Consider the following 13,491-nt stretch of genomic DNA (forward strand, 5'->3'; position numbering starts at 1 on the left):
ATGGCTAATTTTTAATATTAATTAGTTAATAAAAAATTGCTTTTATTTTTGATAATTCATTAAATTTTTAAAAACACTGTATGGAGGAGAAAACTATAGTATGTATTTCGTGCTATTACAAGGGCTATGATTTCATGGACGAAATGAAGATGCTCGGTAATAAAATAATCCTGATTACATCCGAAAATATCAGAGAAAAGAACTGGCCGTGGCATGCGATCGATGAGGTTTTTTATATGCCCGAATTAAAGCCGTCCGTATGGAACCTTGAACATCTTATTCAGGGATTCTCCCATCTTATGCAGACCCGAAAAATTGATGCTGTCGTTGCTCTCGATGATTATGACGTTGAAAAAGCAGCACTGATCAGGGAGACTTTCCGTATCCCAGGGATGGGACAAACTACCCACCGCTATTTCAGGGATAAACTGGCAATGAGACAAAAAGCCAAAGATTCGGGTATCAACGTGCCGGAATTTACAGCAGTCTTTAACAATGATGAGGTTAATACTTTTATTGAAAACGTTCCTGCTCCGTGGGTGTTAAAGCCCCGTTCCGAAGCTTCTGCATCGGGGATAAAGAAAATCACTTCTAAGGAACAGCTTTGGGAAGCCTTAAATGAGTTGGGAGAAGAACGCCATCTTTTTTTACTGGAAAGCTTTAAACCCGGAGATGTTTTCCATGTAGACAGCCTTACTTTTGATAAAGAAGTGGTGTTTACATCAGCATCTCAATATCTGGCCCCGCCGATGCAGGTTTCCCATGAAGGAGGTGTTTTCAGAACCAAAACTTTAAGCAGGCAATCTGATGAATTCAAAGCTCTTGAAGAAATTAATGCAAAACTCCTCTCAAATTTTGGATTACTGAATGGAGCCACCCATACTGAATTTATAAGGAGTAAAGAAGACGGAACATGGTATTTTCTGGAAACCTCTTCACGTGTAGGGGGTGCACATATTCCTGATCTTGTTGAAGCTTCCAGCGATATCAATATCTGGCGCGAATGGGCAAAGATTGAAGACGCACTCCTGAGATCAAAAAAATATGAAGTAGCCAAACCCGTGGAGTACCATTCCGGATTGATCATTGCCTTAATTAAGGATCAAAAGCCTGATTACGGTCCGTTCGAATGTGAAGAAATCGTTAAGTACCTTCCTATAGATTATCATGTCGGGATAGTATATAAATCCGGAAACGCTGACATTATACAGGAAAGACTCGACTTCGCAGCAGAGAAGATCAATACCGGATTACTGAATATTTTACCTCCGAAAGGTAAACCCACAAGTTAGTTCGGTCTGTATTCAAATTATAATTATTCCAAGCATGCCACATATAGAACATACTGATTATTATTCAAATATATTGGGAATAAGCATTAAGGTAGAAGTAACAGGACATTACGGCTATCCTATTATCATGTTCCCTACTTCGCAGGGATTGTATACCCAGAATCATGATTTCCACCTCAACGGAAGCATCAACTGGTTTGTAGAGCAGGGCAAAGTAAAGCTGTATAACCTTCAGACTATTGACAGCTGGAGTTTTTATGATGATGATATATCGCCGCAGCAAAGAATAAAAAATTATGAAAGATATGTTCAGTTTCTTATTCAGGAATTTGTCCCTTATATTCAGAAATTACATAAAACACACCGGGTTGCTATAGCCGGTGCCAGTTTCGGAGGATACCATGCTGCAAATTTTGCATTCCGGTTTCCTGATGTCATCTCACATTTATTCTGTCTTTCCGGGGCATTTACGATCCGGAATTTCATGGACGGATATTCTGATGATCTTGTATATTATAATTGCCCCAGAGAGTTCGTCAAAAATGATGAGGCCTGGAAATATAAACATATGCATATTGTCTTAAGTACTTCTGATCAGGACATTTGTAAGGATAAAAACCTTGAAATGGCAGCAATCCTCCAATCAAAAGGAATAGATTACTGGTATGATGAAAGAAAATGGATCAATCACGACTGGCCGTTGTGGAGAATGGTATTTCCGACGTTCATCAGCGCATTTTTTTCCTGAAAAACCAGGTTCTGACAATCATTTATTAGTATAAAACAATAAAAATAACAATTATGAAAAAAAAGGTGGGAATTCTATTTGGTATGGAGGATACATTTCCCTGGGCATTTATCGATAAAGTAAATGAGCTGGGAAATGGCGAGATTATAGCAGAACCTGTCCATATTGATAAACTTGAACAAGGGGCTGATTATGGTTATGCTGTTATTATAGACAGGATTTCCCATGATGTTCCCTTCTACAGGGCATACCTCAAAAATGCTGCACTGAATGGGACCTATATTATCAATAATCCGTTCTGGTGGAGTGCTGATGAAAAATTTTTCAATAATGCACTGATGACAAAACTGGGAATTCCTCTTCCCAAAACGGTATTATTACCTTCTCACGAAAGGCCAACCAATACTACGGAAACATCATTCAGAAACTTAAAATTCCCTCATGACTGGGAATATATATTCGATTATGTAGGTTTTCCTGCTTATATGAAACCTCACGACGGAGGAGGCTGGAGAAATGTGTATAGAATTGAAAATCCGGAAGATTTATGGAATAAACTGGGTGAAACAGAACAACTCGTGATGATGGTTCAGGAAGAGATTATTTTTGATGATTACTACAGGGTATATTGCCTGGGTAGGAAATACGTTCATATCATGCCTTATGAGCCTCGAAATGAGCCTCATTTAAGATATGCAACCAATCATCAGACTGATGGTGAAGAACTGGAAAAACTATTGAAGACCATTCACGATTATACCATAACAATGAATGAGGCCTTAGGATATGATTTCAACACCGTGGAATTTGCAGTACGGGATGGAATTCCTTATGCTATTGATTTTTGTAATCCTGCGCCTGATGCCGACAGAAATTCTGTAGGAGAAGAAAATTTTGCATGGATTGTGGAACACGCTGCTCTGTTTGCGATTGAAAAAGCCAAAGAATATGTTCCAGGAAAGCCTAATATTTCCTGGGGAAATTTTGTAAAAGACTCCATACGATAGATCAGTGAAAGAGAAAATAAAAAAACACTAAAAGGATGCACCAGTTTACTATAGGAATCGAAGAAGAGTATCAGATAATTGATGTTGAAAGCAGGGATCTTATTTCTCATGTTTCTAAAATTATTGAAGGTGGTAAAGCTGTTTTAAGTGAAAATTTAAAACACGAAATGCATGAGTCCATGATTGAAATGGAAACAGGGATCTGCCAGAATATTCAGGATGCAAGAACTGAGCTCACGAATTTAAGAAGGCATCTCATCAATATTGCACATGAACAGGGGCTCAGGGTATCAGGAGGAGGAACCCATCCTTTCTCCCATTGGTCGGACAATTCCATTACCCAGGGTGAACGTTATGTAAAAATTGTAGATGATATGGGAGATGTAGCCCGGGAAAATCTTATTTTCGGTCTTCATGTTCACATTGGTATTCCCAATCGTGAAGAGGGAGTAAGAATTCAAAACGTAATGCGATATTTTCTTCCCCATGTTTACGCTCTATCAACCAATTCTCCATTTTGGATCGGAAGAAATACAGGTTTTAAATCATACAGACAAGAGATCTTTGTCAAATTCCCAAGAACAGGGATACCAAGCTATTTCAACTCATTGGCTGAATTTGACAGCTATGTAGACCTTCTGGTGAAAACAGGAACGATTGATAACGCCAAAAAAATATGGTGGGATCTTCGGGTACATCCATTCTACCCTACTATTGAATTCAGAATCTGTGATATGCCGTTAAGGATTGATGAAACGGTTTGTCTGGCTGCCATTATGCAGAGCTTAGTAGCCAAAATTTATAAACTTCACAAGCAAAATTTAAGTTTCAGAAGCTATAGAAGGCTTTTATTAAACGAAAATAAATGGCGCGCTTCAAAGAGTGGTATAGAAGCACATCTTATCGACTTTGGTAAAGAGGAATCGGTGCCATATCCGGATCTCCTGAAAGAACTGCTGGAATTTATAGATGATGTAGTTGATGAGTTAGGATGCAGGAAAGAAGTAGAATACGCATGGAAAATACTGGAAAACGGAACCGGTGCAGACAGGCAGCTTCAGATTTTCAGGGAAACAGGAGACCTTACTAAAGTGGTAGATTATATGATCTCCGAAACAGAATACGGCATTACCCACGGCGAAATCATTTCATGATATTTTTGGTAACTTTGCAAAAATATGATGTATGAAAGATATTAGAATTGCTCTGTTGGACATGAACAACAATCATGTTAACCAAGGATTTAGAAATATTAAAGAAATTTCTGAAGCCTTCAGGCAAAATTCTGAAGAAAATGTAAGCATTGAGGTATTTGATGTACGCTACAAAGATGAAATTCCGGATATCAGAGATTTTGATATTTTTATTTCATCTGGAGGGCCGGGAAATCCTCATAAAGAAGGTTTGGACTGGGAAATAAAGTACGCTGATTTTTTAGATGCCGTATATAACCATAATAAAGAAAAGGAGGATAAGAAATATTTGTTTCTCATATGCCATTCGTTTCAGATAGGAAGTATTCACTGGAATCTGGGAAATGTATGTCCAAGAAAATCTTACTCTTTTGGAGTAATGCCTATCCACAAGACAGAGGAAGGAGAAAGTGAATTCTTATTTAAAAATCTTTCGAATCCTTTTTATGGTGTAGATTCGCGGGCATTTCAGTTTATAGAACCGGACCATGATCGTTTTGAGGAATTAGGAATGAAGATCGTTGCAATAGAAAAATTCCGACCTCACATAGACCTTGAACGGGCTGTTATGGCAGTTCGCTTCTCAGAAGAGATATTTGGAACACAGTTTCATCCCGAAGCAGATCCGGCGAGCATGCTTGAAAATCTAAAAGATGAAAAGAACAGAGCTGCGATGATAGAAAATTTCGGAAGAGAGAAATATCTTGAAACACTTGACCGCATTGATGATGAAGACAAAATTGTTTTGACTAGAGCCCAGATCCTTCCGGCATTTTTACAGTTTGCGAAAAAAAATATTCTGAAAAGAACAGGTGTAATTGCTTGAAATAAAAAGTAAATAAACGCAATCCCATAAATCGAGCAAAATTGCTCGATTTTTTAAAATCACAAAGAAAAAAATATGATCCCAAAATACAGAAAGCAATTTAATAAAGATTTTTCGCAGGAAAAATACAATCAAGTTAAAGATATTCTTACGCAAAAAAGCGGTATTGAGCCTGCATTCAGAATTTCAGAAAGTCCGTTTTTTCTTACTAAAGAATTTGAAACCAAACTCATTGACGCCAGTGAAAGCATTATCGATCAGATAAAGGCTTTACCTAAAGAAATTCTTCAGAAAGCTATCCCGGAGAATTGTAAAGTTCCCAATGATACAGATCAGCCTCACTTCTTCACCATTGACTTTGGTGTTTGTAAAAATGAAAATGGAGAGATTGAGCCACAATTGATAGAACTACAGGCCTTTCCATCGTTATATGCTTTTCAGAAAACTTTTGAAAATACTTTTTGTGAAGTTTATCCCTTTCTTTCAGAAATTAAGAATCCCATGTCTGCTGACCAGTTCACTCATTATTTGAAAGAGTTAATTATCGGAAATGAAAATCCGGAAAATGTAATTCTTCTGGAAATTTTTCCCGACAAACAAAAGACGGCAATAGATTTTGCGCTGACTGAAAAATTACTCGGTATAAAAACAGTTTGCCTTACTAAAGTAAAAAAAGAAGGAAGAAAACTATACTATGAGGATAATGGCAGACAAATTCAGATAAAAAGGATTTATAATCGTGTTATTTTTGATGAATTGGACAGAATTCCGGGTCTTACTCTTGAATTCGATTTTCGAGAAGAGGCAGATGTTAAATGGATCACCCATCCCAATTGGTTTTTTAAAATTTCAAAATACCTTTTACCTTTATTACGACATCAGTTTGTTCCTAAAAGCTACTTCCTCCATGAGTTTCCCGAGCATGAGAATCTTGAAAATTATGTTTTAAAACCTTTATTTTCATTTGCAGGTAGTGGTGTAGAACTCAATCCTACCTTTGAAATAACAGATTCTATTACAGATAAGGAAAATTATATATTACAACGGAAAGTACAATACGAACCTGTTTTTGAAGATATCAATGGTGAATTTTCAAAAGCAGAGATCCGTTTATTGTATATTTGGCGGGAAAATGATGAACGTCCTATCTTACTTGAGAATCTGGGCAGAATGACCAAAGCTGCCATGGTGAATGTAGATTTTAATAAAAAAGATGCCATCTGGATCGGTAGTTCTAATGTATTCTTTGGAGAAATGTAAAAATAATTAAAATAATATCTGTTTATGGAACAAAATTCCGCTTTTGAAGAGTTTGATAATACCACTAAAAGGCGCGACCTATTACCGGTATGGATCAAGATCTTTACCTGGTTTTTCTTAATTGGAGGGTCTGTAGCATCCCTGATACTAATTGCAGGATTTTTCCTGACAAATGTATCATTATCAATTTACGGAATCAAAGCCAATCATCCTTATACTATTCCTGGTCTCATCGTTTGTATTCTTTTAATTTTTAAGGCCATTGTAGCTTATGGACTTTGGTTTGAAGAAAAATGGGGTCCAAAAACAGCAATTATTGATGCTATTATAGGTATTATAGTTTGCATTGTCATGATGGTAGTTATTCCTTTCGTTAATTCAAACATCAGCTTCACCATTAGACTAGAATTAATCCCTCTCTATTTTTATCTGATGAAAATGAGGGAGATTGAGAAGAGATGGACAAGCTTATAAAAGAAAAACCTCCAAATGGAGGTTTTTTCATTATATTCTTAATCAGATTTTATCGTCTTCCAGCAATTCTTTAGCCTGATACTCCTGGACAAGATCAATCGCATTTGAAATCACATCGCTCAGGGCAGTAATAAATGTTCCTTCTTCAGCCATTCCGATAGCATGTTTCAATGCCTCAATTTCTTTTGGAATAATCTCATAACTTACATCTCTTCCGGCTTCATTAATTCCGTCTATAATCAGACCGTTAATTTCCTCTTCTTTCCTTCCCCGAAGATGTTTTTCATTTCTTATGATAATGTAATCAAACATTCTCCCCGCAATCTTGCCGCATAACCGTATGTCTTCATCTCTCCGGTCTCCTACCCCTGAAATAATTCCAATTTTTTTGGTTGACTCTACATTTTTAAGATAATCTTCAATCGCCTCGTAGCCATTCGGATTATGGGCAAAGTCTATTAATACCTTAAAATTTTTAAACTTAAATATATTCAATCTTCCCGGTGTAAGCTGTGCACTTGGAATAAATGTTCTAAGTGAATTTGAAATATCCTCAATACCAAAACCGTACAGGTAGCAGGCTAAACTTGCTGCCAGAACATTTGCGATCATGAATTTTGCCTTACCTTCCATTGTAATAGGAAAATCTTTAGCCCTTCCAATGCGGATCTTCCAGTCTCCTTTTTTAATGGTTACAAAGCCTTCTTCATACACACAGGTAATTTTTCCTTCTTTCGCGAACTTCTTAATATACGAATTATTCTCGTCCAAGCTGAAAATTGCTACATTGCTGTCCAGATCATTTACAATTCGCATTGAATATTCATCATCGGCATTCATTACACTCCAGCCACTTTTCTTTACACTATCCAATACTACTCTCTTTACTCTGGTAAGATCTTTTAGATTATGAATATCATTCATCCCCAAGTGATCTTCTTTAATATTGGTTAAAACGCCAATATCACACTGTGAAAAACCTAACCCTGAACGCAGAATTCCTCCTCTGGCAGTTTCTAATACCGCAAATTCTACAGTCGGATCTTTTAAAACAAATTCAGCGGAAAGCGGACCTGTGGTATCTCCTTTTGTAAGCATGGTATTCTGAATATAGATTCCATCTGAAGTTGTAAATCCAACTCTGTATCCGTTATTTTTAACAATATGGGAGATCAGTCTCGTCGTGGTTGTTTTACCATTAGTCCCCGTTACAGCTATAATAGGAATTGTAAAAGGTTTTCCCTGTGGATACAGCATATCTACAACAGGAGCAGCCACATTCCTCGGAAGACCTTCACTTGGAGCAAGATGCATTCTGAATCCAGGAGCTGCATTTACTTCAATAATGGCCCCACCACTTTCTTTGAGTGGCTGAGTCAGATTTTCAGCCATGATATCGATACCACAAACATCAAGACCGATGATTTTAGAAATCCTTTCGGCCATGGTAATATTTTCAGGATGTACCATATCCGTTACGTCAATTGAGGTACCTCCCGTAGAAAGATTGGCAGTAGATTTCAGGAAAACGACTTCTCCTTTCTGAGGAACCGTCTCCAGTGTATACTGAAGCTTTTCAAGAAGCTCCATCGTATCCTTATCAATTTGTATTTCCGTTAAAACATTTTCGTGACCATAACCTCTCCTCGGATCTTTGTTTTCCTTTTCAATCAGTTTTCCTATATCATGTTCTCCGTCACCTACCACGTGGGCAGGTACCCGTCTGGCTGCTGCAACCATTTTATTATTAATGACCAGAACCCTGAAATCATATCCTGTAATATATTTTTCAACGATCGTTTTTTTAGAATAGTTCTGGGCATGTTGCAGACCAATTTTAGCACTTTCCCAATCATTTACATTGATAGAAGACCCTTTTCCATGATTACCGTCCAATGGTTTAAGAACAATCGGATATCCTATTTTTTTAATAACCTTTTCCAAGCCTTCTTCATCCGTCACTAGGTCACCTATGGGAACCGGAATTGCCGCATCATGAAGCATCTTTTTAGTAAGCTCCTTGTTACATGCAATATCTACCGCAATTGAACTTGTTTTACCGGTAATCGTTGCCTGGAATCTTTGCTGGTTAACTCCGTATCCCAATTGTACCAGAGAATTGGTTCCTAATCTGATCCATGGAATTTTTCTGGAAACGGCTTCTTCTACGATACTCCCTGTAGAAGGACCTAAACGAACACGTTCCCTGATTTCCTTTAATTTATGAACGCATTCACTGATATCGTATTCTTTTCCTTCGATCAGGGCTTCAGCAATTTTTACGGCTTCTTCAGCAGCATAAATTCCTGCATTTTCTTCAATATAATCAAATACTACATTGTAAACTCCGGGAGTTTTTGTTTCACGGGTTCTTCCAAATCCGGTGTCCATTCCTGCCAAAGTCTGGATTTCGAGAGCGATGTGTTCAATAACATGTCCCATCCAGGTTCCCGTTTCTACCCTATGAAAAAAGCCTCCTCTTACGCCCTCCGAACAGCGATGGGTAATCAAGGAAGGTATCAATTTTTCTATACGCTCTCTGAACCCTTCAATCTTATTGGTAGGAAAATTCTCCATCTCTTCGAGGTCCAACCGCATCTGTATCAGCTTCTTCCTTCTGATGCTCCAAATATTTGGACCACGTAAGGCCTGTATCTTCTCAATTTTCATAGTCAATTTGCATTTTTCTTGATTAATAATAACATCTTCTAAAATCAAAGATAATGTAAAACCATAAACAAAACCATAGACCATTTAAAGATTTCCCAAAAAAATTAAATATTATTAACAATCTTAAAATCCTCAAAATCAATTTATGTATAATTGATATTTCCTCGAGTACTAATAATTTTTTAAATTTGCATACATGATGAAACCTGTTGGAAAATTAATTGTTATCGGAGGTGCTGTAAATAAAGGAAGTTTTGCAGAAACCGATTATGATCAGAACATAGAAAAAAACCTTAATTTTTTTGAAAGAGGTATTTTAAGAAAGATCATTAATGAGTCTAAGCTCAAAGAAAATTCTGTAATAGAAATCGTTACTACAGCTTCACAGATCCCTCAGATTGTAGGAACGGAATATAAGAAAGCATTTGAATTTCTGGGCGCAAAAAATGTCAACATTCTGGATATCCATAACCGGGAAGAAGCCAATTCTGATGCTATGGTAGCAAGAGCCAATGCAGCGGACGTGGTGATGTTTACCGGTGGAGACCAATTGCGGCTTACATCTATCCTTGGTGGGACAAGATTCCATGATACCATTCTTTTAAAATACCAGGAGCAGGATTTCATCTATTCCGGAACTTCTGCCGGAGCTGCTGCGGCTTCAGAAAACATGATCTATCAGGGTAGCAGCTCGGAAGCATTATTAAAAGGAGAAATAAAAACCACTCAGGGTTTAGGACTTATTGATAATGTAATCATTGATACCCACTTTGTACAAAGAGGACGTATCGGAAGACTTTTCCAGGCAGTTGTTAATAATCCAAGAACATTAGGAATCGGATTGGGAGAAGATACAGGTCTTTTTATACATAATGATGTAATGACTGCTGTAGGTTCGGGTCTTGTGATTATCGTGGATGGACGTTTTATCAAAGATACCAATCTTACCAATATCAATTTAGGCGAACCTATATCAATTGACAACCTTACCGTGCATGTCATGTCGATGAACGATCATTATGACCTTACCACAAGAACATTAACGATTGAGAATTCACAATTCAATCCTATCCCACAGGACAAATAATTTGATCCCGAAAAATTGAGAGTGAAGAATTGAAAGTTTTTAGTGTATATGAACTAAAAACCTTATAATTTATAGTCAATATAATCGTAAGTTTACCACCTTCAACTTTCATTTAAATAAAAATATGAAAATAATCATCCACGGTGGTTTCTTTTCCGAAAGTGACCAAAGCCATGAAGTAAAAGTTGCCAAACAAAATTCATTAAAAAATATTGCACAAAAAGCATTTGATTATCTGCAATCCAATTCAGCTTTTGATACCGTAGCGTATGCAGTATCTCTTCTTGAAGATGATGCCCTGTTCAATGCAGGAATAGGTTCCCAAATCCAAAGTGATGGTATCATTCGGATGAGTGCAGCGATCATGGATGGAGAAACACAGAAATTAAGTGGTGTTATTAATATTCAGGATGTTAAAAATCCCGTATTTGTAGCAAAGGATTTAATGAAGGAGGAAGATCGTGTTTTAGGAGGTAGTGGTGCAAAAAAATATGCTTCAGAACATGGTTTTGAAGATTTCTCTACAGAAATTCCCCAAAGAAGAAAAGAATACGAAGCAAAAATCAATAACGGAGGAAAAGGAACTGTAGGCTGTGTAGCCATAGACAAGGATGGAAAACTTGCTGTTGCGACTTCAACTGGTGGAAAAGGATTTGAAATTCCCGGAAGAATTTCTGATTCAGCTACTGTTGCCGGAAATTACGCCAATTCATTTTGTGCCGTAAGCTGCACTGGTGTAGGTGAAGATATTGTAAGCAATGCTACAGCAACAAAAATTGTGACCCGGGTAACTGATGGAATGAAATTGAAAGATGCATTTCATAAAACCTTCGAGGAATTAAAAACTATTGATGGCTTTGCAGGTGCGATTGCTATTGATAAAGATGGAAGTATCTATCATCAGGACTCTTATCCTACGATGGTTTTTGCAAGTTTTGATGGTGAAAATTTTGAAATATTCAATTAATTTAACATTTTTTTATTACTGCTTTCATTTTTTTGGCACGCAATTTACATGATACTAAACAACAAATTTTTAATATTAATTTAAAAAAATAGAAATCATGGGAAATAAGACAAACGGATTATTAGCTTTATTAGGTTTAGGTGCTTTAGCATATTGGAAGTACAAAAAATCCACACCAGAAGAACAACAAGCTGTAAAGGACAAAATCAACAACGTTAAGGACAATGTAAACAAGTGGGGAAATGATCTTAAGAACAAAGCAAATGATGTAGCATCCCAGGTTCAGGACAAAGTTGATGAGGCTAAAACAAAAGCTCAGGACTCTTTAAGTTAAAACAAGTTTTTTTAACATTCATATACAGAAAAGTCATCGTAATACTTATTTACGATGACTTTTTTTGTGCTTCCAATGCAAATACCAAAGGTATATGATTTCCAAATTGCGGTATTCTCCATTTACCTTTCTCAGATTCTACAATGTGTTTAAAACAAGGATAGGGAGACCAGTCAAATTCCTGAAAGTCATTTATGGTCATGTTATTTTTAATTAGATTCTGGATAACCTCTGCCAATGGATGATTCCACATCACATATTCCTGAGTAATATCGGCTGATGGATCTGCATACGTTCCGTTATATGTTTCAATGATCGGTTTTTCATTGAAATAATTATAAGCAACCCTATTAAAGTCATCATCAAACATCCAGACAACAGGATGAAATTCTGCCATGATAAACTTCCCATCCGGTTTTAAAAAGTGAGCAATAACCTGCGCCCACTGATCCAGGTCGGGAAGCCATCCTATGGTTCCATAGCTTGTAAATACAATATCGAACTTTTCATTTAAAACATTGGGAAGATCGTAAACATCAGAGCAAATAAATTCAGTATCGGTTCCACACTTCTTCGTCAAATCTCTTGCAGTGGCAATAGCTTTGTCAGATAGATCAATTCCGGTAACCACAGCTCCCAGCCTTGATAATGATATTGAATCCTGTCCAAAATGGCATTGCAAATGCAGGATCTTTTTTCCTTCAATATTTCCTAAAAGTTCGAGTTCTATGGAATTGAGTGAATTTCTTCCATTTAAAAACTCATCAACAAAATAAAAATCCGATTTAAGATGGGGTTCCACCTTAGCATTCCAGGAGTTTCTGTTAATTTCTAAATAATTCTTTTCCATGATTGAACATATAAGTGCTATGATGTGTATTGTAAACAATATTAATTATAATTCCCCGAATCAGTCATCCAGAGAGTCATCGGATGGAATCACAATAGAAGTGTAAGGACTGTAAATCTCCCACCCTAAAGTTTCATATAATGATTTACCCTCTGTAGTGGCCACCAGAAAATTATTCCGGGCGCCTTTTGACAGTGCTATTTTTTCAAGTTCTTTCATTAGTAAAGAAGCAAGTCCTTTTCTTCTGTGTTTCTCATCTGTAATGATCTGATCATACACAGCCATATCATCAACAATAGCAACTCTTCCTATCGCTCCCTGCTCATTTCCATTTTTGGTCATTACCCTTACAACATACGTAGAATTATACACGTCATGATGAATCGTGTAGTCATCTGGGAAACCACGCTTTAAAGCAACCATGGGATGAAAACATGACATCATATACTGGTCACCCTGAATTTTCCATTTTGAGGGGATTTTATCCTTAAAAGTTTCAAAAGTTGAGGAAACTTTCAGATATACCCATGGTTCATCAATTATCTTCGACAGCTGAATAAAATCATCATTAGGTTCAGAAAACAGATATCGCTTTTTCTGCATAGGAGTATTTACATCAACAGTAAAACCGGATTTATATGGAACTGGTAAAGGTAATTCTCTTGATAACGACCATCCTTTCAACCACTTTTCTAATATTTCGGCTGAAGCTTTATTTTTCATGATAAGGCTATTAAAAATGTTGACATAAATATAATAATTGATTGATCTTATCTCACAATA

13 protein-coding genes are annotated in these 13,491 nt (G+C 36.7%); 10 read left to right on the top strand and 3 right to left on the bottom strand.

Translation table 11 applies throughout. The annotated features are described in order from the left end of the window. Positions 1-80 precede the first annotated feature (80 nt). The 7 genes from G9C87_RS04415 to G9C87_RS04445 all read left to right on the top strand — a co-directional run bounded on the left by G9C87_RS04415 (position 81) and on the right by G9C87_RS04445 (position 6,800). Positions 81-1,292 carry an acetyl-CoA carboxylase biotin carboxylase subunit family protein gene (locus G9C87_RS04415; protein ID WP_172278554.1) on the top strand — a complete coding sequence of 404 codons (1,212 nt, stop codon included), beginning with the start codon at positions 81-83 and terminating at the stop codon, positions 1,290-1,292. 34 nt (positions 1,293-1,326) lie between these two features. After that, complete coding sequence (locus tag G9C87_RS04420) at positions 1,327-2,040, top strand: alpha/beta hydrolase-fold protein (RefSeq protein WP_172278556.1); 714 nt, start codon at positions 1,327-1,329, stop codon at positions 2,038-2,040. A gap of 53 nt (positions 2,041-2,093) precedes the next feature. Then, entirely contained in the window at positions 2,094-3,047 is a 954-nt protein-coding gene (locus G9C87_RS04425) for a RimK family alpha-L-glutamate ligase (RefSeq protein ID WP_172278558.1), read from the top strand. A gap of 35 nt (positions 3,048-3,082) precedes the next feature. Beyond that, complete coding sequence (locus G9C87_RS04430) at positions 3,083-4,201, top strand: carboxylate-amine ligase (protein WP_172278560.1); 1,119 nt, start codon at positions 3,083-3,085, stop codon at positions 4,199-4,201. Between the two features lie 31 nt (positions 4,202-4,232). Beyond that, entirely contained in the window at positions 4,233-5,066 is an 834-nt protein-coding gene (locus G9C87_RS04435; protein WP_172278562.1) for a type 1 glutamine amidotransferase, read from the top strand. A gap of 75 nt (positions 5,067-5,141) precedes the next feature. Further along, positions 5,142-6,326 (top strand): hypothetical protein, encoded by a 1,185-nt coding sequence (locus G9C87_RS04440; protein WP_172278564.1) that lies wholly within the window; start codon positions 5,142-5,144, stop codon positions 6,324-6,326. Positions 6,327-6,350: 24 nt separating this feature from the next. Further along, a complete protein-coding gene (locus G9C87_RS04445) occupies positions 6,351-6,800 on the top strand; it encodes a hypothetical protein (RefSeq protein WP_172278565.1) in 450 nt (149 codons plus the stop codon). A gap of 42 nt (positions 6,801-6,842) precedes the next feature. Here G9C87_RS04445 and cphA read toward each other — a convergent pair whose 3' ends face one another. Continuing rightward, positions 6,843-9,470 carry a cyanophycin synthetase gene (gene cphA, locus G9C87_RS04450; protein WP_172278567.1) on the bottom strand — a complete coding sequence of 876 codons (2,628 nt, stop codon included), beginning with the start codon at positions 9,468-9,470 and terminating at the stop codon, positions 6,843-6,845. A gap of 199 nt (positions 9,471-9,669) precedes the next feature. On the opposite strand from cphA, the gene G9C87_RS04455 reads away from it, so the two are divergent. From G9C87_RS04455 to G9C87_RS04465, 3 genes are all read left to right on the top strand, one after another. Further along, positions 9,670-10,557, top strand: a complete 888-nt coding sequence (locus tag G9C87_RS04455) for a cyanophycinase (protein WP_172279675.1) — start codon at positions 9,670-9,672, stop codon at positions 10,555-10,557. Positions 10,558-10,681: 124 nt separating this feature from the next. After that, a complete protein-coding gene (locus G9C87_RS04460) occupies positions 10,682-11,524 on the top strand; it encodes an isoaspartyl peptidase/L-asparaginase (protein WP_172278569.1) in 843 nt (280 codons plus the stop codon). 97 nt (positions 11,525-11,621) lie between these two features. Next, on the top strand, positions 11,622-11,858 hold the full coding sequence (locus tag G9C87_RS04465; protein WP_172278571.1) for a YtxH domain-containing protein: 237 nt from the start codon (positions 11,622-11,624) through the stop codon (positions 11,856-11,858). 49 nt (positions 11,859-11,907) lie between these two features. Here the strand turns inward: G9C87_RS04465 and G9C87_RS04470 are convergent, their stop codons facing one another. Together G9C87_RS04470 and G9C87_RS04475 are read right to left on the bottom strand one after the other, a co-directional pair. Beyond that, the gene (locus G9C87_RS04470) at positions 11,908-12,708 is read right to left on the bottom strand and encodes a class I SAM-dependent methyltransferase (RefSeq protein ID WP_172278573.1); all 801 of its coding nucleotides are present in this window, start codon (positions 12,706-12,708) and stop codon (positions 11,908-11,910) included. Between the two features lie 60 nt (positions 12,709-12,768). Then, positions 12,769-13,431 (bottom strand): GNAT family N-acetyltransferase, encoded by a 663-nt coding sequence (locus G9C87_RS04475; protein WP_172278575.1) that lies wholly within the window; start codon positions 13,429-13,431, stop codon positions 12,769-12,771. Between the last annotated feature and the right edge of the window lie 60 nt (positions 13,432-13,491).

Origin of the sequence: Chryseobacterium sp. LAM-KRS1 (assembly GCF_013184525.1) — a bacterium.
In the GTDB taxonomy this organism is placed as follows: Bacteria; Bacteroidota; Bacteroidia; order Flavobacteriales; family Weeksellaceae; genus Chryseobacterium; species Chryseobacterium proteolyticum.

Coding starts and splice junctions, on each gene's coding strand:
- G9C87_RS04415 (WP_172278554.1), top strand. CDS start 81: ATGGAGGAGAAAACTATAGTATGTATTTCGTGCTATTACAAGGGCTAT.
- G9C87_RS04420 (WP_172278556.1), top strand. CDS start 1,327: ATGCCACATATAGAACATACTGATTATTATTCAAATATATTGGGAATA.
- G9C87_RS04425 (WP_172278558.1), top strand. CDS start 2,094: ATGAAAAAAAAGGTGGGAATTCTATTTGGTATGGAGGATACATTTCCC.
- G9C87_RS04430 (WP_172278560.1), top strand. CDS start 3,083: ATGCACCAGTTTACTATAGGAATCGAAGAAGAGTATCAGATAATTGAT.
- G9C87_RS04435 (WP_172278562.1), top strand. CDS start 4,233: ATGAAAGATATTAGAATTGCTCTGTTGGACATGAACAACAATCATGTT.
- G9C87_RS04440 (WP_172278564.1), top strand. CDS start 5,142: ATGATCCCAAAATACAGAAAGCAATTTAATAAAGATTTTTCGCAGGAA.
- G9C87_RS04445 (WP_172278565.1), top strand. CDS start 6,351: ATGGAACAAAATTCCGCTTTTGAAGAGTTTGATAATACCACTAAAAGG.
- cphA (WP_172278567.1), bottom strand. CDS start 9,470: ATGAAAATTGAGAAGATACAGGCCTTACGTGGTCCAAATATTTGGAGC.
- G9C87_RS04455 (WP_172279675.1), top strand. CDS start 9,670: ATGAAACCTGTTGGAAAATTAATTGTTATCGGAGGTGCTGTAAATAAA.
- G9C87_RS04460 (WP_172278569.1), top strand. CDS start 10,682: ATGAAAATAATCATCCACGGTGGTTTCTTTTCCGAAAGTGACCAAAGC.
- G9C87_RS04465 (WP_172278571.1), top strand. CDS start 11,622: ATGGGAAATAAGACAAACGGATTATTAGCTTTATTAGGTTTAGGTGCT.
- G9C87_RS04470 (WP_172278573.1), bottom strand. CDS start 12,708: ATGGAAAAGAATTATTTAGAAATTAACAGAAACTCCTGGAATGCTAAG.
- G9C87_RS04475 (WP_172278575.1), bottom strand. CDS start 13,431: ATGAAAAATAAAGCTTCAGCCGAAATATTAGAAAAGTGGTTGAAAGGA.